Source organism: Micromonospora sp. DT233 (genome assembly GCF_049841815.1).
GTDB lineage: Bacteria > Actinomycetota > Actinomycetes > Mycobacteriales > Micromonosporaceae > Micromonospora.
The window spans coordinates 362,213-382,959 of sequence record NZ_JBNCLB010000001.1; the positions used below are offsets into that span (position 1 = coordinate 362,213).

28 protein-coding genes and 1 riboswitch are annotated in these 20,747 nt (G+C 72.9%); of the genes, 1 reads left to right on the forward strand and 27 read right to left on the reverse strand.

Annotation, left to right across the window (positions count from 1 at the left end; all coding sequences use genetic code 11):
- Window positions 1-4 precede the first annotated feature (4 nt).
- The 10 genes from thiD to ACLQ2V_RS01705 form a co-directional block, all read right to left on the reverse strand.
- Window positions 5-793, reverse strand: a complete 789-nt coding sequence (thiD, locus tag ACLQ2V_RS01660; protein WP_425716531.1) for a bifunctional hydroxymethylpyrimidine kinase/phosphomethylpyrimidine kinase — start codon at window positions 791-793, stop codon at window positions 5-7.
- Window positions 790-1,386: a thiamine phosphate synthase gene (locus tag ACLQ2V_RS01665; protein ID WP_425716532.1), complete on the reverse strand. Its 597-nt coding sequence runs from the start codon at window positions 1,384-1,386 to the stop codon at window positions 790-792. The genes thiD and ACLQ2V_RS01665 overlap by 4 nt, the downstream gene beginning before the upstream one ends.
- A gap of 101 nt (window positions 1,387-1,487) precedes the next feature.
- Entirely contained in the window at window positions 1,488-2,279 is a 792-nt protein-coding gene (locus ACLQ2V_RS01670; protein ID WP_425716533.1) for a thiazole synthase, read from the reverse strand.
- Between the two features lie 5 nt (window positions 2,280-2,284).
- Complete coding sequence (thiS, locus tag ACLQ2V_RS01675; protein WP_425716534.1) at window positions 2,285-2,485, reverse strand: sulfur carrier protein ThiS; 201 nt, start codon at window positions 2,483-2,485, stop codon at window positions 2,285-2,287.
- A gap of 41 nt (window positions 2,486-2,526) precedes the next feature.
- The gene (gene thiO, locus ACLQ2V_RS01680) at window positions 2,527-3,621 is read right to left on the reverse strand and encodes a glycine oxidase ThiO (RefSeq protein WP_425716535.1); all 1,095 of its coding nucleotides are present in this window, start codon (window positions 3,619-3,621) and stop codon (window positions 2,527-2,529) included.
- Entirely contained in the window at window positions 3,615-4,241 is a 627-nt protein-coding gene (gene thiE, locus ACLQ2V_RS01685; RefSeq protein ID WP_425716536.1) for a thiamine phosphate synthase, read from the reverse strand. The genes thiO and thiE overlap by 7 nt, the downstream gene beginning before the upstream one ends.
- A riboswitch (TPP riboswitch) is annotated at window positions 4,233-4,342 on the reverse strand. It overlaps the preceding gene by 9 nt.
- Before the next feature lie 93 nt (window positions 4,343-4,435).
- Window positions 4,436-5,380 (reverse strand): aldo/keto reductase, encoded by a 945-nt coding sequence (locus ACLQ2V_RS01690; RefSeq protein WP_425716983.1) that lies wholly within the window; start codon window positions 5,378-5,380, stop codon window positions 4,436-4,438.
- A 73-nt stretch (window positions 5,381-5,453) separates the two neighbouring features.
- Window positions 5,454-6,260, reverse strand: coding sequence for a nucleotidyltransferase domain-containing protein (locus ACLQ2V_RS01695; RefSeq protein ID WP_425716537.1), 807 nt, complete (start codon window positions 6,258-6,260; stop codon window positions 5,454-5,456).
- A complete protein-coding gene (locus tag ACLQ2V_RS01700; protein WP_425716538.1) occupies window positions 6,257-7,936 on the reverse strand; it encodes an ABC-F family ATP-binding cassette domain-containing protein in 1,680 nt (559 codons plus the stop codon). Before ACLQ2V_RS01700 ends, ACLQ2V_RS01695 begins: the two co-directional genes overlap by 4 nt.
- Window positions 7,937-7,978: 42 nt before the next feature.
- Window positions 7,979-8,584, reverse strand: a complete 606-nt coding sequence (locus ACLQ2V_RS01705; protein ID WP_425716539.1) for a class I SAM-dependent methyltransferase — start codon at window positions 8,582-8,584, stop codon at window positions 7,979-7,981.
- A 117-nt stretch (window positions 8,585-8,701) separates the two neighbouring features.
- Here ACLQ2V_RS01705 and ACLQ2V_RS01710 point away from each other — a divergent pair, with 117 nt between their 5' ends.
- Window positions 8,702-9,766: a hypothetical protein gene (locus tag ACLQ2V_RS01710; RefSeq protein WP_425716540.1), complete on the forward strand. Its 1,065-nt coding sequence runs from the start codon at window positions 8,702-8,704 to the stop codon at window positions 9,764-9,766.
- A gap of 13 nt (window positions 9,767-9,779) precedes the next feature.
- On the opposite strand, the gene truA is transcribed toward ACLQ2V_RS01710, so the two are convergent.
- From truA to rplF, 17 genes are all read right to left on the reverse strand, one after another.
- Complete coding sequence (gene truA / locus ACLQ2V_RS01715; protein ID WP_425716541.1) at window positions 9,780-10,613, reverse strand: tRNA pseudouridine(38-40) synthase TruA; 834 nt, start codon at window positions 10,611-10,613, stop codon at window positions 9,780-9,782.
- Window positions 10,614-10,684: 71 nt separating this feature from the next.
- Entirely contained in the window at window positions 10,685-11,242 is a 558-nt protein-coding gene (gene rplQ, locus ACLQ2V_RS01720; protein ID WP_425716542.1) for a 50S ribosomal protein L17, read from the reverse strand.
- Between the two features lie 34 nt (window positions 11,243-11,276).
- On the reverse strand, window positions 11,277-12,299 hold the full coding sequence (locus ACLQ2V_RS01725) for a DNA-directed RNA polymerase subunit alpha (RefSeq protein WP_074472529.1): 1,023 nt from the start codon (window positions 12,297-12,299) through the stop codon (window positions 11,277-11,279).
- Window positions 12,300-12,397: 98 nt separating this feature from the next.
- Window positions 12,398-13,024 carry a 30S ribosomal protein S4 gene (rpsD, locus tag ACLQ2V_RS01730; protein ID WP_425716543.1) on the reverse strand — a complete coding sequence of 209 codons (627 nt, stop codon included), beginning with the start codon at window positions 13,022-13,024 and terminating at the stop codon, window positions 12,398-12,400.
- 14 nt (window positions 13,025-13,038) lie between these two features.
- Complete coding sequence (gene rpsK / locus ACLQ2V_RS01735) at window positions 13,039-13,446, reverse strand: 30S ribosomal protein S11 (RefSeq protein ID WP_030329919.1); 408 nt, start codon at window positions 13,444-13,446, stop codon at window positions 13,039-13,041.
- A gap of 116 nt (window positions 13,447-13,562) precedes the next feature.
- The gene (gene rpsM / locus ACLQ2V_RS01740; protein ID WP_043965541.1) at window positions 13,563-13,943 is read right to left on the reverse strand and encodes a 30S ribosomal protein S13; all 381 of its coding nucleotides are present in this window, start codon (window positions 13,941-13,943) and stop codon (window positions 13,563-13,565) included.
- 256 nt (window positions 13,944-14,199) lie between these two features.
- Window positions 14,200-14,313 (reverse strand): 50S ribosomal protein L36, encoded by a 114-nt coding sequence (gene rpmJ / locus ACLQ2V_RS01745; RefSeq protein ID WP_043965539.1) that lies wholly within the window; start codon window positions 14,311-14,313, stop codon window positions 14,200-14,202.
- 97 nt (window positions 14,314-14,410) lie between these two features.
- The gene (infA, locus tag ACLQ2V_RS01750; RefSeq protein WP_007073013.1) at window positions 14,411-14,632 is read right to left on the reverse strand and encodes a translation initiation factor IF-1; all 222 of its coding nucleotides are present in this window, start codon (window positions 14,630-14,632) and stop codon (window positions 14,411-14,413) included.
- Window positions 14,633-14,679: 47 nt separating this feature from the next.
- On the reverse strand, window positions 14,680-15,261 hold the full coding sequence (locus ACLQ2V_RS01755) for a DUF1707 SHOCT-like domain-containing protein (protein ID WP_425716544.1): 582 nt from the start codon (window positions 15,259-15,261) through the stop codon (window positions 14,680-14,682).
- A 110-nt stretch (window positions 15,262-15,371) separates the two neighbouring features.
- Window positions 15,372-16,223: a type I methionyl aminopeptidase gene (gene map, locus ACLQ2V_RS01760; RefSeq protein ID WP_425716545.1), complete on the reverse strand. Its 852-nt coding sequence runs from the start codon at window positions 16,221-16,223 to the stop codon at window positions 15,372-15,374.
- 96 nt (window positions 16,224-16,319) lie between these two features.
- Window positions 16,320-16,973: an adenylate kinase gene (locus ACLQ2V_RS01765; RefSeq protein ID WP_425716546.1), complete on the reverse strand. Its 654-nt coding sequence runs from the start codon at window positions 16,971-16,973 to the stop codon at window positions 16,320-16,322.
- On the reverse strand, window positions 16,974-18,302 hold the full coding sequence (gene secY / locus ACLQ2V_RS01770) for a preprotein translocase subunit SecY (RefSeq protein ID WP_425716547.1): 1,329 nt from the start codon (window positions 18,300-18,302) through the stop codon (window positions 16,974-16,976).
- Window positions 18,303-18,535: 233 nt separating this feature from the next.
- A complete protein-coding gene (rplO, locus tag ACLQ2V_RS01775; RefSeq protein WP_425716548.1) occupies window positions 18,536-18,979 on the reverse strand; it encodes a 50S ribosomal protein L15 in 444 nt (147 codons plus the stop codon).
- Window positions 18,979-19,161 (reverse strand): 50S ribosomal protein L30, encoded by a 183-nt coding sequence (rpmD, locus tag ACLQ2V_RS01780; RefSeq protein ID WP_425716549.1) that lies wholly within the window; start codon window positions 19,159-19,161, stop codon window positions 18,979-18,981. The genes rplO and rpmD overlap by 1 nt, the downstream gene beginning before the upstream one ends.
- Window positions 19,161-19,775, reverse strand: a complete 615-nt coding sequence (gene rpsE / locus ACLQ2V_RS01785) for a 30S ribosomal protein S5 (protein WP_425716550.1) — start codon at window positions 19,773-19,775, stop codon at window positions 19,161-19,163. The genes rpmD and rpsE overlap by 1 nt, the downstream gene beginning before the upstream one ends.
- Before the next feature lie 32 nt (window positions 19,776-19,807).
- Window positions 19,808-20,197: a 50S ribosomal protein L18 gene (gene rplR / locus ACLQ2V_RS01790; RefSeq protein ID WP_425716551.1), complete on the reverse strand. Its 390-nt coding sequence runs from the start codon at window positions 20,195-20,197 to the stop codon at window positions 19,808-19,810.
- Entirely contained in the window at window positions 20,194-20,736 is a 543-nt protein-coding gene (gene rplF / locus ACLQ2V_RS01795; protein WP_425716552.1) for a 50S ribosomal protein L6, read from the reverse strand. Before rplF ends, rplR begins: the two co-directional genes overlap by 4 nt.
- Window positions 20,737-20,747: the final 11 nt, after the last annotated feature.

A 20,747-nucleotide genomic window follows, 5' to 3' on the forward strand; every position in this document is an offset into this window, starting at 1 on the left:
TCGATCAGCCGGACCAGCCGAAGTGGTCCAGCGGGCCGCGTCCCGCGCCCAGTTCCCAGCTCTGGGCGCCGGTCAGCGCGTGGGTGACGTACTCCTTGGCGGCCTGCACCGCCACCGGCACCGGATCGCCCAGCGCCAGCCGCACGGCGATCGCCGCCGAGAACGAGCACCCCGTCCCGTGGCTGTGTCGGGTCGGCACCCGGGGCGCGCGCAGCAGGACGGTGTCGCCGTCGCCGTGCAGCACGTCGATCGACTCGCCCCCGGCGTCCAGGTCCCCGCCGGTGACCACCACGTACGCCGGGCCGGCGCCGCCGAGGGTCTCGGCGGCGGTCGCCATCTGCTCGACCGTCGTCACCGGGCGTCCGGTCAGGGCTGCGGCCTCCGCGCAGTTCGGCGTCGCCACCCGCGCGTACGGCAGCAGCCGCTCGACCGCCTCGACCACGCCGAGCCGGTGCCCGCTGGTGGCCACGAGCACCGGGTCGACGACGAGGTGGGGCAGCCGGCCCGCCCGCGCCGCCTCGGCGACGACCTCGGCGACGCCCGGGGTGCCGAGCATGCCGGTCTTCACCGCCCGGACGCGGAAGTCGGCGAGCACGCTGTCGAGCTGCTCGGCCACCGTGCGCGGCGGCAGCGACAGCACGGCGTCCACGCCCCGGGTGTTCTGCGCGGTGACGGCGGTGAGCACGCTCGTCCCGTACGCGCGGAGGGCGGCGAAGACCTTGAGGTCGGCCTGGATGCCGGCGCCCCCGCCGGAGTCGGAGCCGGCGATGGTGAGCACGGTCGTCGGTGTCACAGCGGTCGCCCCTGCCTTTCGCTGGTGGTCGTGGCGTGGGTCGTCAGGGCGGCGGCCGCCTCGGCGGGGTCGGCGGCCCGCATGATCGCGCCGAGGACCCCCACCCCGACGGCGCCCGCCCGCAGGCAGGCGCGCACCCGTTGCGGTGTCTGCACTCCCCCGAGGGCCAGCACGGGTACGGGGCTGCGCCGGATCAGCCCGGCCAGGCCCTCGGTGCCCAGCGGTGGCCCGTACCCCGGCTTCGACCTGCTCGGATACACCGGGGAGAGGGTGGCGTAGTCCTCGGTGGTGAGCCTCGCGAGCTCGGCGGCGTCGTGGCAGGAGCGGCCGACGAGGCGCAGGCGCGGCGGCGGGTACGGGCCGGCGGCCGGCAGGTGGACGGCGTCGCCGCCGAGGGGATCGGGGCCGGCGACGACCAGGGTGCCGCCCGCCTCGGCGAGGATGGGCCGCAGCTGGGCGGCCAGGGCGACCCGTTCGGCGCGCGGCAGGTCCCGCTCGCGCAGCACCACCCACCGCACGCCCCCGGCGACCGCGGCGGCCACCACCTCGACGAGGTCCCGGCGGGCCTGCCGCCGGTCGGTCAGCACGACCACGCCGGTCGGAACCCGCGCGTTCCCGGCGGGTGGCGGCCCCGGGGCCGCCCGGGTTCCGCCACGCGTCGCGGCGTCGGGTCCCGCGCCGGGCCCGGTGCCGCTCACAGCTGCGGCCTGCCCTCGTCGGGGGTCGACGCGAGGGCGTGGAAGCGGCGGGGAATGCGACCCGCCCCGGCGGCGAGCCAACCGGCGTGGACCGCGTGCCGCATCGCGGTGGCCATCGCCACCGGGTCGGCGGCCCGGGTGACGGCGCTGGCCAGCAGCACCGCGTCGCAGCCCAGTTCCATGGCGAGCGCCGCGTCGGAGGCGGTGCCGATCCCGGCGTCCAGGATCACCGGCACGTCGACGCTCTGCCGGATCAGCCGGATGTGGTGCGGGTTGTTCACCCCGAGGCCGGAGCCGATCGGCGCTCCGGCCGGCATCACGGCGGCGCAGCCGACGTCGGCGAGCCGGCGGGCCAGGATCGGATCGTCCGACGTGTACGGCAGCACGGTGAACCCGTCGGCCACCAGCTCCTCGGCGGCGCGCAGCAGCTCCACCCCGTCGGGCAGCAGGGTCCGCTCGTCGCCGATCACCTCCAGCTTCACCCAGTCGGTGTCGAACGCCTCGCGGGCCAGGCGGGCCACCTTCACGGCCTCGCCGGCGGTGTGGCAGCCGGCCGTGTTCGGCAGCAGCTTCACCCCGCACCCATCCAGCAGGTCGAGCAGCCCGCCGGTGGCACCGGTGTCGACGCGGCGCAGCGCGAGGGTGACCAGCTCGGTGCCGGATGCGCGGATCGCCTGCTCCAACGCCTGGAGGCTGGCCGCCCCGCCGGTGCCGAGGATCAGCCGGGACGTGAACGTCTCGCCGCCCACCTCGAAGGGCGGCCGGTGGGGCGAGCCCAGCTCCGACATCCCGCTCACCCGCCCTGGGCGGCGCTGAGCACCTCGACGCGGTCGCCGTCGCGCAGGACCGTCGCCGACCAGCCGCCACGCGGCACCACCTCGCCGTTGACCGCGACGGCGAGGCCCCGCCGCTGGTCGGTCACCCGGGCCACCAGCTCGGCCACGGTCGCGCCGACGGGCAGCGTGCGCCCGACGCCGTTCACCGTCAGTTCCATGTCTGCTCCTCCTCCTCGCCGGTGTGCGGTCCCGGGTGCGGTCAGCCTCGGCTCGGGCGGGCGAACCGCTCGGGGGCGAAGGGCGCCAGCAGTGCGTCCGCCACACCGGTGACGACCAGCTCGGCGACCAGGTCGGCGGTGACCGGGGTGAGCACGATGCCGTGCCGGTGGTGCCCGGTGGCGGCGATGACGCCGGGCCGCCCGGGTAGCGCCCCGATCAGCGGCGCGTTGTCGGGGGTGCCGGGGCGCAGCCCCGCGGCGGTCTCGACCAGGTCGTACTCGGTCAGCTCGGGCACGAGCTCCACGGCAGCGCGGAGCAGCCGCAGCACCGCCCCGGCGGTGACCTGGGTGTCGGAGCGCTCCTCGACGGTCGCGCCGACCACCACCTCGCCGCTGTCGCGGGGCACCAGGTAGACGGGCTCGCCGTCGGCGTACCCCCGGATGACGTGCCGGAAGCCCGGCGGAGCGCCGCCGGGCGCGCGGAGCCGCAGGATCTGCCCCTTCACCGGCCGGATCGGCAGCCCGGTGAGCGCCGCCGCGTGGCAGCCGGCGGCGACGACGGTCACCCTGGCAGCCAGGTCGGAGAGCTGGTCGACCGCCCCGGTGACCAGGGTGGCGCCGGCCCGCTCGGCGGCGACCCGCAGCGCCGCGACCAGTCGCCGGGGGTCGACCTGGTGGTCGCCGGGGGCGATGGCGCCGCCGCGCACCCGGGGGGCGAGCGCCGGTTCGCGGTCGCGCAGCTGCGACGGGCGCAGCGGGGTGATCGGCAGCCCCAACCCCTGCTGGTACGACCAGAGTCGACGGGCCTGCGCCAGGTCGTCGCCGGTCAGCCCGACGACGAGGGTGCCGTCGGTGCGGTAACCGAACGTCGTGCCGGCGGCCTCGGCCAGCTCGGCGGCGAACCCGGGCCAGCGGGCGGCGGAGGCGGCCAGCAGCCCGGTCAGCTCGTGCTCGCCGAAGTACGCCTCGGCGACCGGCGACAGCATCCCGGCGGCGACGTGCGACGCGCCCGACCCGGGGGCCGGGTCGTGCACGACGACCCGCAGCCCGCGAGCGGCGCACCGCCACGCCACCGCCAGTCCGACGGGTCCCGCGCCCACCACCGCCACGTCGACATCGCCCTCGGCGGTCAGCACGTCAGCGCGCCGAGCAGCTCGGCCGTCGCCCGGCCCGGGTCGGCGGCGTCCGAGATCGCCCCCACCACCGCCACCCCGTACGCCCCGGCGGCGCGCAGCGCCGCAACCCGCGTCGCGGTCACCCCGCCGATCGCGATCACCGGCACGTCGACCGCCTCGGCGACCGCGCGGACGCCCGCGGGGCCGATCGGGTCCGGCAGCCCGGCCTTGCTCCGGGTCGGGTGGCAGGGGCCCACGCCCAGGTAGTCCGCCCCGGCGGCGACCGCCTCGGCGGCCGGCCCCGGTGCCCGGGCGGTCGCGCCGAGCGTGGCGGCGGGGCCGAGGACCCGCCGGGCCGCCACCACGGGGAGGTCGTCCGCGCCGACGTGCCCGCCGGCGGCGCCCACCGCGAGCGCCACGTGCAGCCTGTCGTTGACCAGGCACGTCGCCCCGTACGGCAGGCAGAGCCGGAGCACCCGGCGGGCCAGGTCGTACGCCTCGCGGTCGGTGGCGTCGTCCTGGACGCGGACCTGGACGACCAGTTCGGCGCGGGCCAGCGGCAGCGCGGCCCGCAGCACGGCGAGCGGGTCGCGCCCCGGGCGGGTGTCCGTGATCAGGTGCAGGCGGCCGAGGGACGGCATCGCAACTCCTCCCTGCGCCGGCATTACCCGGATCAGGTTCGACGGTCGGGGGCTTCAGCCCCCCTCTCAGCCCGGTGCACCGGGCTCCCGTGGGTCAGTTGCGTGTCACCGTACGACGGATCGCCCGTCCCGCCAAGGGGGGCGGCCCCGTGGGGTGGCCAGGGGGCCGCCGCGAAGGCCGGGCCCGTCGCCCGTCAGAGCAGGGCGTCGAGGGCTTCCAGGTCGGCGTCGGTGGGCTGCCAGGCGACGGCCGCCGCGTTGGCCCGTACCTGCTCCGGGGTGGTGGCGCCGGCGATCACCGAGGCCACCGCCGGACGGGCGGCGAGCCCGCCGATGGCCACCGTGAGGAGGCTGATCCCCCGCTCGGCGGCGTACGCCTCCAGCGCCTCGATGGTGTCCCACCGGGCGGCGGCCAGGCGCTCGGCGTACCGGCCACCGCCGGCGAGCCGGCTGCCGGCCGGGGGTGCCTCGTTGCGCTTGTACTTGCCGGTGAGCAGCCCGTTGGCCAGGGGGAAGAACGGCAGCATGCCCAGCCCGAAGCGCTCGCAGGCGGGGATCACCTCCGCCTCGACGCCCCGTTCCAGCAGCGAGTAGTGGTTCTGCGCGCTGATGAACCGGGCCCGCCCGGTGGAGGAGGCGACCCAGTCGGCGTCGGCGATCTGCCAGCCGGCGAAGTTGGAGTTGCCGAGGTAGCGGACCTTGCCGGCGCGGACCAGGTCGTCCAGGGCGGCGAGGGTCTCGTCGATCGGGGTGCCCGGGTCGGGCTGGTGCAGCTGGTAGAGGTCGATGTGGTCGGTGCCGAGCCGGCGCAGCGACCCCTCGACGGCGCGGGCGATGTAGCGCCGGGCCCCTCGGGCGCCGTAGTCCGGGCCGTTGAGCCCGTCGACGTCCATGCCGAACTTGGTGGCCACCACCACGTCGTCGCGGCGGCCCTTCAGCGCCTGGCCGAGCAGCTCCTCGGAGTCGCCGGGCTGCTTGCCGTACAGGTCGGCGGTGTCGAAGAGGGTGATGCCGGCGTCGAGGGCGGCGTCGACCACCGCCCGGGTGCCGTCGAGGTCGAGCCTGCTGCCGAAGTTGTTGCAGCCGAGCCCGGCCGTGGACACCACGAGGCCGGAGTCGCCCAGCCGGCGATACGTCATCTCAGTCACGTTTTGAGCCTATGCCGGTCCCGGACCGTCGCCCGGGGCGGGACGGGGCCGGATGCGACGCAGGTCACACCGGGGCGTCGAGCGCCTCGGCGACCAGCCGGCGCGCGTCGGCGACCGTGTCGGCCAGCTCGGCCGGGGTCCGGCCCACCGCGCCGAGCAGCCCCTGCGCCCGGCGGGCGAAGTCCACCGGCGCGCCCGGCAGCCGACCGGCCGAGGCGATCATGCCCTTCTCGTTGATCAGCCACCGCCCGGCGCGGCCGTGCAGGGCGTGGACGACCACCCCGACCGCCCGGAACAGGCAGCCGGCGACGTACCCGCAGTCCCCCGCCGCCGCGCCCTTCGCGGCGGCGGCCAGCAGGAAGCCGGCCTCCCACCCGCCGGCGACCAGGGCGGCGGCGAGCGCCGGAGGGTACGCCCCGACCCGCGCCCGCAGCGCGGTCAGCTCGCCGGTCGGGTCGCCGAGCACCCGGCACAGCGCCACCTCACCGGCGTAGGCGTGCGAGTAGAAGCCGAGCGGGTGCCCGGCCTGCACGCCGACGGTGTACCGGCCGGCCCGGCAGTCGGCCCAGACCCGGTGCACCCGGTCGAGGTCCCGGTAGAGCCAGTCCACCGCCGTGCCGCCGACGCGCAGCCAGCCGCCGCCGTCCACCCAGGGGCCCCAGCCGCCGGGGGCGGTCAGCTCGGTCTCGTCGTCGGCGACGGAGGCGGCCACGGCCCGCAGCGCCGGCACGTCCAGCTCGCCCCGGTAGTAGAGCCCGAGGTCCCAGTCGGAGTCGGGCCGGTGCTCCCCCCGGGCCCGGCTGCCGCCGAGCGCCACCGCCACCACCCCGTCGACCGCCAGCAGCCGGCCGACCAGCTCGTCGTCGATCACCTGACGTCCCAGACCGGCTCGGGGGTCTCCACGACCTCGCCGTCGCCGCGGAACAGCACGAACCGGTCGAAGGACCGGGTGAACCAGCGGTCGTGGGTGACGGCGACCACGGTGCCGGCGAACGCGGTCAGCCCCGCCTCCAGCGCCTCCGCGCTGGCCAGGTCGAGGTTGTCGGTGGGCTCGTCAAGCAGCAGCAGCGTCGCGCCGGAGAGCTCCAGCAGCAGCACCAGGAAGCGGGCCTGCTGGCCGCCGGAGAGGGTGCCGAAGCGCTGGTCGCCCTGCCCGGCCAGCTCGTAGCGGCTGAGCACCCCCATCGCCGTGTGCCGGTCCATCCCGGCCCGGTGCTCGTCGCCCCGCCAGAGGATGTCGACCAGGCTGCGGCCGGTCAGCTCCGGCCGGTCGTGGGTCTGGGAGAAGTGCCCGGGGCGGACCCGGGCGCCGAGCCGGACCGTCCCGTCGTGGGCCACCGGGGTCAGCGCGGCGGCCCCGTCGACCGGCCCGTTGGCCGGGTCGGGGTCGGTGCCGCCCCGGGCCAGCAACCGCAGGAAGTGCGACTTTCCGGTGCCGTTCGCGCCGAGCACGGCGACCCGGTCGCCGTACCAGATCTCCAGGTCGAAGGGGTAGGTCAGGCCGTCGAGCTCGAGCTGCTCGACGATCACCGCCCGCTTGCCGGTCCGCCCGCCGGCCAGCCGCATCCGGATGTCCTGGTCCTTCGGGGGTACGGGCGGCGGCCCGGCCTCCTCGAACTTGCGCAGCCGGGTCTGCGCGGCCTGGTACCGCGAGGCCAACCCGTCGTTGTACGCGGCCTTCTGCTTGTACATCAGCACCAGCTCGCGCAGCTTCTGGTGCTCCTCGTCCCAGCGGCGGCGCAGCTCGTCGAGGCGGGCGTGCCGGGCCACCCGCGCGGCGTGCCAGCTCGCGAAGCCGCCCGGGTGCACCCAGGCGCTGCCGCCCTCGACGGCGACCACCCGGTCGGCGCTCTGGGCCAGCAGCTCCCGGTCGTGCGAGACGTAGAGCACCGACTTGGCCGACTCCCGCAGCCGGGCCTCCAGCCAACGCTTGCCGGGCACGTCGAGGAAGTTGTCCGGCTCGTCGAGCAGCAGCACCTCGTCGGTGCCGCGCAGCAGCAGCTCCAGGGCGAAGCGCTTCTGCTGGCCGCCGGAGAGGGTCCGCACCGGGCGGTCCCGGGCAGCGTCCCAGGGCAGGTCGAGCACGATGGTCGAGACGGTGTCGAAGAGCACCTCGGCGTCGTACCCGCCGCTCTCGCCCCAGGCGGCGAGCGCGTCGGCGTACGCGAGCTGGGCCTTGCCCGCGGCGGTGCTGAACTTGCCGCGCGCCTCGGCCGCCCGCATGGCCGCCTCGGTCTGGGTGAGCCGCCGGCCGGCGTCGCGCAGCGCGGGCGGGGCGAGCGACAGGGCCAGGTCGGCGAGGGTGGAGTCGTCGCCGATCATGCCGATGAACTGGCGCATCACGCCGAGGCCCCCGGAGCGGGCCACGGTGCCCGTGGTGACGGGCAGGTCGCCGACGACCATCCGCAGCAGCGTCGTCTTCCCCGCGCCGTTCGGCCCGACCAGGGCGACCCTGGCGCCCTCACCGACCCGGAACGACACGTCGGTGAAGAGCTCCCGACCGTCGGGCAGGACGTGCCCGACCCCCGCCACGTCCACGTATCCCACGTGCGCATCCTGCCCGACCGGGCGGGCGGGGCGACAGCCGGTTTACCGGGTGACCCGCAGCACCCGGAAGCCCTTCTGGCTGGCGTGCCGGCGCACCTGCCAGCCCTGCTCGCCCAGCCACTGCGCCAGCGAGTCGCCGCCGAGGTGACGGGCGACCACCAGCCAGGCCACCCCGTCCGGGGCGAGCCGGGGCAGCCAGCGCAGCAGCAGCTCGTGCAGGCCCTCCTTGCCGATCCGGATGGGCGGGTTGGACCAGAGCTGGGCGAACGTCACGTCGGCCGGCACCTCGTCGGGGGCGACGGCCCGGACCCGGTCGGCGGCGTCGACGCGCCCGGCGTTGGCGGCGGTGAGCGCGCGGGCCCGCTCGTTGACGTCCACCGCCCAGACGGTGGCCGTCGGGGCGCTGGCGGCCAGCACGCAGGCGATCGGGCCGAAGCCGCAGCCCAGGTCGAGCAGGGGGCCGACGGTGTCCGGGCCGGGCAGCTCCGCCTTGCGCAGCAGCACCCCCGTGCCCTGGTCCAGCCGGTTGGCGGAGAAGACCCCGCCGGCCGACGTCAGGGTGTAGTCGCGCCCGGCGACGGTGAACTCGACCTCGCGGGGGCGGGCCTCGGTCTCGGGCGAAGCGGTGAAGTAGTGGTCGCCGGTCACGCCCGGCATTCTCGCACCGCCGCAGGGGCGGGCGGCCGGGCGGGCCAACGGCGACACTCCTGCCGCCTTTTCCGGTTATTACCCCCTAAAGTGGCAAGAAGCCCTAGCCTGGGCAACATGGTGTATCGGTACGACTCCGATGAGGACACGTTCGAGGGGCAACCGCGGCCCGGCTCGGAACTCTCGCCGCTCGGCGTCGCCCCGCCCGCCCGCACCGGGCCCTCCCCGTCCCGCTTCCCCACCCCTGCGCTGCCCCGGCCGCCCCGGACGCCGCCCGCCCACACCCCGTCGAGCGCGACCCCCGCCCCGGGGCCACCCCGATTCGCCCCGCCGCAGGTCCGCACGCATGCCGCCACCACCGCGCCGCTGAGCCTGCCCCGGTCCCGGCGGACCCGCGAGGGCGGCCCCGGCGGCACCGGTCGCGGTCGCGGCCGGCTCTGGCCGGTGCTCCTCGGCGGCACCGCGGTCCTGGTGCTGCTCGCCCTCGTCGGGCTGGGCGGCGCCGCCCTGCTGGCCGACCGCACCACCGCACCCGAGGCGGCCCCGAGCCCACCGGCGGCCGCCCCGTCGCCGTCGCGCACCGAACGGCAGGAGATCGACGCCCGGGAGACCGACCCCGCGCCCCTGACGGCCCGGGAGGTCTTCCCCGGCAGCGCGTTGAAGATCGGCGACGGCGACGACGAGCCCTACCCGGTGCTCAAGACCCAGTCCAGTGCGCGCTGCCCGGTCGCCGCCACCGGCCAGGTGGCCGAGCTGCTGGCCGGCCTCGGCTGCAACCAGGTGGTCCGGGCCACCCTGCGCTCCCCCGACGAGGAGTACCTGCTCACCGCGGGGCTGTTCAACCTCGCCGACCTGACCACCGCGCAGCGTGGGCGGGACCGCCTCCGGGAGCTGCTCGACCAGCGGCAGGGCCGGTTCCGGGGAATGCCGGCCGGAGACGACACCGAGGCGCTCACCGAGGCCCCGTCGCGGGTCGCCTGGCAGGTGCGCGGCCACTACCTCGCGTACTGCCTCGTGGCGCGGGCCGACGGCGAGCCGGTCAAGGCCGGCGACCCGAAGGCCCGACAGATCCTGCTCGACCTGATCGATCTGCACCTGGACAAGAAGGTGCTGGAGCGCCGTGCGACCGGCGGCTCGGCCGGCCAGCCCGCGTCCGATCCGGACACCGGCGAGAACGACTGAGGCGGCCGGGTCGTCAGGCGGCCTCGGTCGGCACGCGCAGCCGGCGGGTGTCCTCGGCGCGGCGGGCGTACTCGGCGGGGTCGGCCGGATAGCCCACGGCGACCAGGGTGAGCCCGTGCGCCGGGGCCACCGTCACCTCGCTGGAGCGTTCCCGCCGGGTCAGCAGGCCGCCCGGCCACTGCGCTGGCCGCCGGCCGTCCCCGGCGGCCAGCATCGCCCCCACCAGGCTGCGCACCATCGCCTGGCAGAACGCGTCGGCCTGGACGGTGGCGACGAGGACGCCGTCGGGCTCGCGCCGCCAGTCCAGCCGGGTCACCTCCCGCAGGGTGGTGGCGTTCTCCTTGCGCCGGCAGTACGCGGCGAAGTCGTGCTCCCCCACCAGCCCCGTCGCGGCGGCGTTGAGCAGGTCCAGCTCCAGCGGCCTGGGCCAGGCCAGCACCTCGTGCCGGCGCAGCGGCTCCGCGCCGAACGGGGCGTCGGTCACCCGGTACTCGTAGCGGCGGAAGGTCGCCGAGAAGCGGGCGTCGAAGTCCGCCGGCACCTCGGTCATCGCCCGTACCCGCACGTCGGTGGGGAGGAGCCGGGCCAGCCTGCGCAGCAGCGTGCCCTCCCGGTCGCGCCAGACCTCGGTGGGCAGGTCGAGGTGGCAGACCTGGCCGGTGGCGTGCACCCCGGCGTCGGTCCGCCCGGCCACGGTCAGCCCGGTCGCCACCCCCGCCCCCAGCACCAGGTCGAGGTGCTCGACGAGCACCCCGGCCACGGTCCGCCGGGTCGGCTGGGCCGCCCAGCCCGAGAAGCCGGTGCCGTCGTACGAGACGTCCAGCCGCAGCCGGGTCCGCTCGTCCACCTCGTACCCCCTCCTGACGGGTCGGGCCCGGCACCCCCTGGAGGGGATGCCGGGCCCGACGGTGCCTGAGCTCAGGCCTTGGGCTCGGAAGCCTCGTCGCTGTCCTCGCGGGCGGCGGCGGTGTCACCCGACGCCGACACCGGCGGCTCGGCGTCCTGGTCCTGCTCCTTCGCCTGCGGGGTCTCCTCCGCCGGCGCGAGCGCCTCGACCTTGTCCTGCTGCGCGGCCTTGCGCGCGGCGGTCTTCTTGTTGGTCTTCGGCTCGCTGACCTGCAGCTCCTCGACCAGCTCGATGATCGCCATCGGAGCGTTGTCGCCCTTGCGGGGGCCGGTCTTCACGATCCGGGTGTAGCCGCCGTTGCGGGTGGCGTACCGGGGCGCGATCTGGTCGAACAGGGAGTAGACCACGTCCTTGTCCTTGACGACGCCCAGCACCCGCCGCCGCGCGGCGAGGTCGCCCCGCTTGGCCTTGGTGATGAGCTGCTCGGCCAGCGGACGCAGCCGCCGGGCCTTCGTCTCGGTGGTCTTGATCTTGCCGTGCTGGAACAGCGCGGTGGCCAGGTTCGCCAGCATCAGCCGCTCGTGCGCGGGGCTGCCGCCGAGGCGGGGGCCCTTGGTGGGCGTGGGCATGCTTGGTGCTCCTCAGGTGTGGCGGCAGCGCGGACTAGAGCTGCTCGGTCTCGCGGTAGTCGTCGGTGTCGTAGTCGGCCTCGCCGAAGGTGTCCACGACGTGCGCCGGGTCGAAGTTCGGAGCCGAGTCCTTCAGCCCGAGACCCATCCCGGCGAGCTTCATCTTGACCTCGTCGATCGACTTCTGCCCGAAGTTGCGGATGTCGAGGAGGTCGGCCTCGGTACGCCCGATGAGCTCACCAACGGAGTTGATGCCCTCGCGCTTGAGGCAGTTGTAGGAGCGGACGGTGAGGTCCAACTCCTCGATCGGCAGAGCCAGGTCCGCCGCCAACTGGGCGTCCTGCGGGGACGGCCCGATGTCGATGCCCTCGGCGGTCTCGTCCAGCTCCCGGGCCAGCCCGAAGAGCTCCACCAGCGTCGAGCCGGCGGAGGCCAGCGCGGTGCGCGGGCCCATCGACGGCTTGGTCTCGACGTCGATGATCAGCCGGTCGAAGTCGGTCCGCTGCTCGACCCGGGTCGCCTCGACGCGGTACGTCACCTTCAGCACCGGCGAGTAGATCGAGTCGACCGGGATCCGGCCGATCTCGGCGCCGGCCTGCTTGTTCTGCGCCGCCGTCACGTAGCCGCGACCCCGCTCGACGGTCAGCTCCATGTCGAGCCGGCCCTTGCCGTTGAGGGTGGCGAGCTTCAGGTCCGGGTTGTGCACCGAGACGCCGGCCGGGGGCTGGATGTCGCCCGCCGTCACGTCGCCCGGGCCCTGCTTGCGCAGGTACATGCTGACCGGCTCGTCGTGCTCGGAGCTGACGCAGAGCTCCTTGATGTTCATGACGAGCTCGACCACGTCCTCCTTGACACCGGGGATCGTGGTGAACTCGTGCAGCACGCCGTCGATCTTGATGGAGGTGACCGCCGCACCCGGGATCGACGACAGCAGCGTGCGCCGCAGCGAGTTGCCCAGGGTGTAGCCGAAGCCCGGCTCCAGCGGCTCGATGGTGAACCGGGACCGGGTCTCGTTGATCGACTCTTCGGACAGAGACGGTCGCTGACTGATGAGCATGTCTTCTCTTCTCTTCCGGGACGCCCGCTATATGACGTCCGCGACACAAACTGTTCCGGTGGTCCGCCCCGAGGGGCGGACCACCGCAACGAGCCCGACTACTTGGAGTAGAGCTCGACGATCAGCTGCTCCTGGACCTGGGTGTCGATCACCTGGCGGGCCGGGAGGGAGTGCACGAGCACCTTCATCTGACTCGGGATGGCCTCGAGCCACGCCGGGACGGACTTCGAGCCGGCCTGAGCCTGCGCGACGATGAACGGGGTGAGCTCCTTGCTCTTGCCCCGGACCTCGACGATGTCGTGCTCCTTGACCCGGTACGACGGGATGTCGACCTTCTTGCCGTTCACCGTGAAGTGACCGTGCTTGACCAGCTGACGGGCCATGTCCCGGGACTGGGCGAAGCCCGCCCGGTAGACCACGTTGTCCAGCCGCGACTCGAGGATCTGCAGGAGGACCTCACCGGTCTTCGCCTGCTTGCCCACGGCCTCCTCGTAGTAGCCGCGGAACTGCTTCTCCAGCACGCCGTACACGCGGCGGGCCTTCTGCTTCTCGCGGAGCTGGAGCAGGTACTCCGTCTCCTTCGTGCGACCGCGGCCGTGCTGCCCGGGCGGGAACGGCCGGGACTCGAACGGGCACTTCGGTCCATCGCACTTGCTGCCCTTGAGGAACAGCTTCATCTTCTCCCGCCGGCAACGGCGGCAGTCAGCACCGGTATAACGAGCCATCTCTTCCTAACCTCTCAGACCCGGCGACGCTTCGGCGGACGGCACCCGTTGTGCGGCTGCGGGGTGACGTCGGCGATCTGGCCGACCTCCAGCCCGACGGCCTGCAGCGAACGGATGGCGGTCTCCCGGCCGGAGCCGGGACCCTTGACGAACACGTCGACCTTGCGCATGCCGTGCTCCATCGCCCGACGCGCGGCGGCCTCGGCGGCCAGCTGAGCGGCGAACGGGGTCGACTTGCGGGAGCCCTTGAAGCCAACCTGGCCGGCGGAGGCCCAGGAGATGACCGCACCGGTCGGGTCCGTGATGGACACGATGGTGTTGTTGAAGGTGCTCTTGATGTGCGCCTGCCCGTGGGCGACGTTCTTGCGTTCCTTGCGCCGGACCTTCTTGACAGCGGCTCCGGCACGAGCCTTCGGTGGCATAAGTCTGTGCGCTCCTGAATGGGTTTTGGCTGTCGCTCTGTCGATGACGTAGACACCGGATCCGGTTGGAGCCCGGCCTACCTCGACGGAGAACGACCAGAATTCCGGTTAAAGAATTACTTCTTGCCGGGCTTCTTCTTGCCGGCGACGGTCCGCTTCGGGCCCTTGCGGGTCCGCGCGTTGGTCCGGGTCCGCTGGCCACGCACGGGCAGGCCCCGGCGGTGCCGGATACCCGCGTAGCAGCCGATCTCGACCTTGCGGCGGATGTCAGCGGCGACCTCGCGGCGCAGGTCGCCTTCAACCTTGTAGTTGCCCTCGATGTGGTCGCGGAGCTGGACCAGCTCCTCGTCCGTGAGGTCCCGAGCGCGCTTGTCCGGCGAGATGCCGGTGGCGGCGAGCGTCTCCAGGGCACGGGTACGACCGACCCCGAAGATGTAGGTGAGCGCGATCTCCATCCGCTTCTCGCGGGGCAGATCTACGCCGACTAGACGTGCCATGTGCGGGCGTACTCCTTGTGGTGTGCAGGCGGAGGTCTGAACCCGCCCCACCCCGCTCCGATCGCCGGCCCGGCGCCGTGGCGCCGGGAGGAACGACCGCTGCCCGAGCGGGCCCCGGCCTCCGACCGGGGGTCAACCACGCATGGGTACGCACTTCGCGCACCGCTCGCGGGCTGGGACGAGCTGATGATGTGTTGCGCTGGACCTGCGGCCCGGGCCGGTTCGACCGCCCGTTGATCACGGTCGGTCGGACTGGTCAGCCCTGGCGCTGCTTGTGGCGCGGGTCGCTACAGATGACCATGACCCGGCCGTGCCGGCGGATCACCCGGCACTTGTTGCAGATCCTCTTGACGCTCGGCTTGACCTTCACGGTTGCCTTACTTCCCATCTGGCCCGGAGGCGCGAACACGCGCGACGCCGGACGTCGAAGACGGACACGGGGACTTATCCGGCCGCCGTCAGGTCGCTTACTTGTAGCGGTAGACGATGCGCCCGCGGGTCAGGTCGTACGGCGAGAGTTCGACGACGACCCGGTCTTCCGGCAGGATGCGGATGTAGTGCTGCCGCATCTTGCCGCTGATGTGAGCCAGCACCTTGTGACCGTTCGCGAGCTCCACCCGGAACATGGCGTTCGGCAGGGGCTCGATGACCCGACCCTCGATCTCGATGGCTCCGTCTTTTTTCGGCATGTCCTCCGCTGTCCTGACGTCGGTTACTCCGGACGGCCCACAACGTCTTACACGGGCCACCGACCAAGATCAGATGCCCGCGCCAGCCGCGGCTCCGAGTTCCACCGAAGCGCAGGGTGGACATGCCGGAGTGGACGCTGTGCGCCGATCAGAAAGTCTACGCCGCTCACGGGCCGTCGCCAAACCGGGGCGGCCTCGGTGCGGCGGATCGGACAAAACCGGCCGTTCAGACGTCGATGTCGGCCGGGCCCCCCAGGTGCTCCCGCCCGTCGGCCGGCGACCGTGGTCAGCAGCAGCAACGCCCCCCACGGCCCGGCCACCCAACCGGGCCAGAAGTAGAGCACCTTCCCAGCGAGGACCGAGGGAACCGCCCAGACGGCCAGGGCGATCGCGTTCACCCCCAGGTACGGCAGCCAGACCAGGGCCAGCCACGAGGCCACCCCCGCCCGCCTGTCGGGTTCCGGCACCGGCGACGTGGCAGCCTGCCGGCCCACGGCGGCCGACGCCGGCAGGTCGGCCAGCAGCACGTCCAGCTCGCCGTAGGTGCGCGCGGCATACGCCCTTTGCAGCCGGTCCACCACCGCCTGCCGGTCCGCGTCGGCGGCCCGCATCCCGCCGTGCCCCTCCATGACGGCAAGCATGCCAACGTCGCGCCGGCACCGCCGGCCATCGCCACGCCGGCCTGGACGGCCCACCGGGTCCGCTTCGGGCTCGGGGCGGGCCGCGCCCCGCCGACCGCTCAGCGGGCCGGTGAGTCCGCCGGCTGGCGGGCGGTGACCAGGTCGCCGAGGCGGGCCCGGCCGCCGTCCGGGGCGGTGAGCACCCAGACGCCGTCGTCCAGCAGCGCCATCGTGTGCTCGACGTGCGCCGCCATCGACCGGTCCCGGGTCACCACGGTCCAGCCGTCGGCCAGCTCGAACGTCCGGGGCGAGCCCATCGTGATCATCGGCTCGATGGCCAGCGCCATGCCCGGCACGAGCCGGGGGCCCTTGTGGGGCCGGCCGTGGTTGAGCACGTGCGGATCCTGGTGCATCTCCGTGCCGATGCCGTGCCCGCCGTACCCGTCGACGATGCCGTACCGGCCGCCCTTGCGGACCGTGGTCTCCACCGCGTGCGAGATGTCGGTGAGCCGGCCCCGGCCGTTGGCCGCCCCGCGCGCGGCGGCGGCGATGCCGGCCCACATCGCGTCCTCGGCGACCGCCACCATCTTCAGCAGCCCCGGGGCGACCTCGCCCACGGCGACCGTGATCGCCGCGTCGCCGTGCCAGCCGTCCAGCACCGCGCCGCAGTCGATCGAGATCAGGTCGCCCTCGCGGAGCACCTGGTCGGGGCCCGGGATGGCGTGCACCACCTGCTCGTTGACCGAGGAGCAGATCGAGGCGGGGAAGCCGTGGTAGCCCTGGAACGAGGGGACCGCGCCGGCCGCCCGGATCGTCGACTCGGCGATCGCGTCCAGGTCGGCGGTGCTCACCCCGGGGGCGACCGCCTCCCGCATCCGCCGCAGCGCGTCGGCGACCACCAGGCCGGCGGCGCGCATCTTCTCGATCTGGTCGGGGGTCTTCAGCTGGATGTCCAGCTGGCTACGGCGCATGGAGCGGGACCTTTCCTCGCGTTGAACAGCGAAACAGCGGGGCACGTCGCGCGTACCCCGCTGTCCGCACTCTATCCGCCGGCGAACCGGCGGTCGTCAACCGTCGTAGGAGCGCAGGGCGTCGATGGCCCGGACGGTCACGTCCTCCACCGGGCCGGTGGCGTCGATGCCCACCAGCTTGTTCTGAGCGCCGTAGTAGTCCACCAGCGGCGCGGTCTTGTCCGCGTACTCCCGCAGCCGAGCGGCGATCGTCTCCGGCTTGTCGTCGTCCCGCTGGAAGAGCTCCGCGCCGCAGCGGTCGCAGATCCCCTCCTTGGAGGTCGCGTCGAACTCGACGTGCCAGATCTTGCCGCAGCCGCGGCAGGTCCGCCGGCCGGAGAGCCGCCGGATCACCTCGTCGTCGTCGACGACCAGCTCCAGCACCAACTCCAGCGCGGTGCCGAGGTCCGCCAGGAGCTTGTCCAGCGCGGCGGCCTGCGGCGTGGTGCGCGGGAAGCCGTCGAGCAGGAAGCCCTCGCCCGCGTCCGGCTCGGCGAGCCGGTCCCGGACCATGTTGATGGTCACCTCGTCCGGGACCAGCTTGCCGGCGTCCATGTAGCGCTTGGCCTCGATGCCCAGCGGCGTGCCCTGGGAGACGTTCGCCCGGAAGATGTCCCCGGTCGAGATCTTCGGCACCGAGAGGTGCGCGGCGATGAACTCAGCCTGTGTGCCCTTACCCGCGCCCGGCGGGCCAACCAGAACGAGTCGCATCTACCGCAGGAACCCTTCGTAGTTCCGCTGCATGAGTTGGCTCTCGATCTGCTTCACGGTCTCCAGACCGACGCCGACCATGATGAGCACAGCGGTGCCGCCGAACGGGAAGTTCTGGAACTGCTCGCTGTTCAGCCAGATGAAGAAGAAGTTCGGCAGGACTGCGACGAGGCCCAGGTAGAGCGCGCCCGGCAGGGTGATCCGGCTGAGGATGAAGTCGAGGTAGTCGGCGGTCGGCTTACCGGGGCGGATGCCCGGCACGAAGCCGCCGTACTTCTTCATGTTGTCCGCGACCTCGGTCGGGTTGAACGTGATCGACACGTAGAAGTACGTGAAGAAGATGATCAACAGGAAGTAGATCACGATGTGCGCCGGGCTCGACGGGTCGACCACGTTGTTCTGCACCCAGGCCTGGGTCTTGCCCGGGTTGGTCTGGTCGAAGAACTGCAACGCCAACTGCGGCAGGTAGAGCAGCGACGAGGCGAAGATGACCGGGATGACACCCGCCTGGTTGACCTTCAGCGGGATGTAGGTCGAGGTGCCGCCGTACATCCGCCGGCCGATCATCCGCTTGGCGTACTGCACCGGGATCCGGCGCTGGGCCTGCTCGATGAAGGTGACCAGCGTGATGACCACCAGGACCAGCGCGAGCACCAGGAGGAACTTGCCCCAGCCCTGCTGGCTCTTGATCTTCCAGCCCTCGCTGGGCAGGCGGGCCGCGATCGAGGTGAAGATCAGCACCGACATGCCGTTGCCGACGCCGCGGTCGGTGATCAGCTCGCCGAGCCACATCACCATGCCGGTGCCGGCGGTCATCGTCATGACCAGGATGGTCAGCGTCAGCCAGTCCGGGATGCCGGTGCCCTCGGGCACGATCGGGAACTGGTCGCACTTGTTCTGGAAGAGCTGCCCGGAGCGGGCCAGCGCCACGAACGCCGACGACTGGAGGATGCCCAGGCCGAGGGTGAGGTAGCGGGTGTACTGCGTGATCTTCGCCTGGCCGGCCTGGCCCTCCTTGCGCAGCTGCTCCAGCCGCGGGATGACCACGGTGAGCAGCTGCAGGATGATCGACGCGGTGATGTAGGGCATGATGCCCAGCGCGAAGACCGAGAGCTGGAGCAGCGCTCCGCCGGAGAAGAGGTCGAGCAGGTTCAGCACCCCGGTGGTGTCACCCTGGATGCTGTCGAGGCACTTCTGCACGTTGCCGTACGAGACACCCGGGCTGGGCAGGGTGGCGCCGAGCCGGTAGACCGCGATGATGCCTACCGTGAACAGCAGCTTCTTGCGCAGGTCAGGCGTACGGAACGCACTGAGAAAGGCGGACAGCAACTTCTTCCTCCTGCGCGAGGCGGGCCGCCGGTGGTGGTCCATGGCGGTCGGGGTGGGTGCCGGGCGAGCGCCCGATATCCATAGCTGGGAAGGGACTCTAACAGCCCGAACCCGGTCCGGGCAGGTGTGCCCGGCTACATAAATCGAATCCGATATTACCCGGTGCACACGTTCCCGGTAGACCGAGCGCCCGCCCAGTCTTGGACGACTGAGCGGGCGCCACGATCGCGACCCTACAGCTCGGTGACGGTGCCACCGGCGGCGGTGATCTTCTCCTTGGCCGACGCGCTGAACGCCTGCGCCGACACCTGGAGGGCGACGCCGTTCAGGTCGCCGGTGCCGAGGACCTTGACCGGGTGGCCCTTGCGGACCGCACCGGCCTCGACCAGCTCCTGCGGGCCGACCTGGCCGCCGTTCGGGAACAGCTCGGCGAGCCTGTCCAGGTTGACCACCTGGAAGACCACCTTGAACTTGTTCTTGAAGCCCTTCATCTTCGGCAGGCGCATGTGGATGGGCATCTGCCCACCCTCGAACGCCGCCGAGATGTTCTTGCGGGCCTTGGAACCCTTGGTACCGCGACCGGCGGTCTTGCCCTTGGAGCCCTCACCGCGACCCACACGGGTCTTCGCGGTCTTGGCACCGGGCGCCGGGCGCAGGTGGTGGACCTTGATCGTCATTACTCGACCTCCTCGACCTTCACGAGGTGGTTGACCGTGAAGATCATGCCACGGATCTCCGGCCGGTCCTCCTTGACCACCACGTCGTTGATCCGCTTGAGACCGAGCGAACGCAGCGACTCACGCTGGTTGTGCTTGGTCCCGATCGTGGATCGGAGCTGGGTGACCTTCAGGCGAGCCATCAGGAGGCCACCCCCGCCCGCGACGCCAGCATGGCGGCCGGCGCGACGTCCTCGACCGGCAGGCCACGACGGGCCGCGACGGCCTCCGGGGACTCGAGCCCCTTCAGCGCCGCCACCGTGGCGTGCACGATGTTGATCGGGTTCGACGAACCGAGGCTCTTGGAGAGCACGTCGTGGATGCCCGCGCACTCCAGCACGGCACGCACCGGCCCACCGGCGATGACACCCGTACCGGCCGAGGCCGGCTTGAGCAGCACGACGCCGGCCGCGGCCTCGCCCGTGATCGGGTGCGGGATCGACTGACCGATCCGCGGCACCTTGAAGAAGTGCTTCTTGGCCTCCTCGACACCCTTGGCGATGGCCGCGGGCACCTCCTTGGCCTTTCCGTAGCCCACACCGACGGTGCCGTCGCCGTCGCCCACGATCACCAGGGCGGTGAAGCTGAAGCGACGACCACCCTTCACGACCTTGGCGACGCGGTTGATCGCGACGACCCGCTCGAGGTGCGGGGTCTTCTCGACGGGCGCGTTTCCGCGGCCGCCCTCACGGCGGTTGTCGCGGCGACCACCCTCGTTGCCACCGGACCCGCCGCCACGGCGCTGTTGACCTGGCATCAGCAGCCTTCCTCTCTCTCGTGACGGGGTTTCTAGAACTCGAGCCCGGCTTCGCGGGCGGCGTCGGCAAGCGCGGCGACACGCCCCGCGTACCGGTTGCCACCGCGGTCGAAGACGACCTTCGAGATGCCGGCGGCCTTGGCGCGCTCGGCGAGCAGGGCACCGACCTTGCCGGCCAGGGCGCTCTTGTCGCCCTCGGTGCCGCGCAGCGAGTCGTCCAGGGACGAGGCCGACGCCAGGGTGTGACCCTTGGTGTCGTCGACGATCTGGGCGACGATGTGCCGCAGCGAGCGGGTGACGACCAGGCGGGGACGCTCGGAGGTGCCGCTGATGTTCTTGCGGACCCGGAAGTGTCGACGCGCACGGCCGACGGCGCGCTTGGCGGCAACGCCGCGGCGGCGCTTGAGCAGCGTGGCGCTCACTTCTTACCTGCCTTTCCGGCCTTGCGGCGGATGATCTCGCCCTGGTACTTGACGCCCTTGCCCTTGTAGGGCTCCGGCGGGCGGATCTTCCGGATGTTGGCGGCGACCTCACCGACCTGCTGCTTGTCGATGCCGGCCACGTGGAACACCGTCGGCTTCTCGACCGTGAAGGTGATGCCGTCCGGCGCGGGGACCAGCACCGGGTGCGAGAACCCGAGCGCGAACTCCAGGTCCTTGCCCTTGGCCGTGACCCGGTAACCGGTGCCGGCGATCTCCAGGCTCTTGCGGTAGCCCTCGGTGACGCCGACGATCATGTTGGCGACCAGGGTACGGCTCAGGCCGTGCAGTTCCTTGGCCTTGCGCTCGTCGTTCGGCCGGTTGACGTGCAGCTGGCCGTCCTCGCCCCGCTCCGCCGTGATCGGCTCGGCGAGGGTGTGGGCCAGTTCGCCCTTCGGGCCCTTGACCTTGACGGTCTGGCCCTCGATCGTGATGTCGACGCCGGCAGGCACCGGGATCAACTTACGTCCAATACGCGACATTTCTACCTGTC

Coding starts and splice junctions, on each gene's coding strand:
- ACLQ2V_RS01670 (WP_425716533.1), bottom strand. CDS start 2,279: ATGTCGGAGCTGGGCTCGCCCCACCGGCCGCCCTTCGAGGTGGGCGGC.
- thiS (WP_425716534.1), bottom strand. CDS start 2,485: ATGGAACTGACGGTGAACGGCGTCGGGCGCACGCTGCCCGTCGGCGCG.
- thiE (WP_425716536.1), bottom strand. CDS start 4,241: ATGCCGTCCCTCGGCCGCCTGCACCTGATCACGGACACCCGCCCGGGG.
- ACLQ2V_RS01690 (WP_425716983.1), bottom strand. CDS start 5,380: ATGACGTATCGCCGGCTGGGCGACTCCGGCCTCGTGGTGTCCACGGCC.
- ACLQ2V_RS01710 (WP_425716540.1), top strand. CDS start 8,702: ATGGTGTATCGGTACGACTCCGATGAGGACACGTTCGAGGGGCAACCG.
- rplQ (WP_425716542.1), bottom strand. CDS start 11,242: ATGCCCACGCCCACCAAGGGCCCCCGCCTCGGCGGCAGCCCCGCGCAC.
- ACLQ2V_RS01725 (WP_074472529.1), bottom strand. CDS start 12,299: ATGCTCATCAGTCAGCGACCGTCTCTGTCCGAAGAGTCGATCAACGAG.
- rpsD (WP_425716543.1), bottom strand. CDS start 13,024: ATGGCTCGTTATACCGGTGCTGACTGCCGCCGTTGCCGGCGGGAGAAG.
- rpsK (WP_030329919.1), bottom strand. CDS start 13,446: ATGCCACCGAAGGCTCGTGCCGGAGCCGCTGTCAAGAAGGTCCGGCGC.
- rpsM (WP_043965541.1), bottom strand. CDS start 13,943: ATGGCACGTCTAGTCGGCGTAGATCTGCCCCGCGAGAAGCGGATGGAG.
- infA (WP_007073013.1), bottom strand. CDS start 14,632: ATGCCGAAAAAAGACGGAGCCATCGAGATCGAGGGTCGGGTCATCGAG.
- ACLQ2V_RS01755 (WP_425716544.1), bottom strand. CDS start 15,261: ATGGAGGGGCACGGCGGGATGCGGGCCGCCGACGCGGACCGGCAGGCG.
- map (WP_425716545.1), bottom strand. CDS start 16,223: ATGCGCCGTAGCCAGCTGGACATCCAGCTGAAGACCCCCGACCAGATC.
- ACLQ2V_RS01765 (WP_425716546.1), bottom strand. CDS start 16,973: ATGCGACTCGTTCTGGTTGGCCCGCCGGGCGCGGGTAAGGGCACACAG.
- rplO (WP_425716548.1), bottom strand. CDS start 18,979: ATGACGATCAAGGTCCACCACCTGCGCCCGGCGCCCGGTGCCAAGACC.
- rpmD (WP_425716549.1), bottom strand. CDS start 19,161: ATGGCTCGCCTGAAGGTCACCCAGCTCCGATCCACGATCGGGACCAAG.
- rpsE (WP_425716550.1), bottom strand. CDS start 19,775: ATGCCAGGTCAACAGCGCCGTGGCGGCGGGTCCGGTGGCAACGAGGGT.
- rplF (WP_425716552.1), bottom strand. CDS start 20,736: ATGTCGCGTATTGGACGTAAGTTGATCCCGGTGCCTGCCGGCGTCGAC.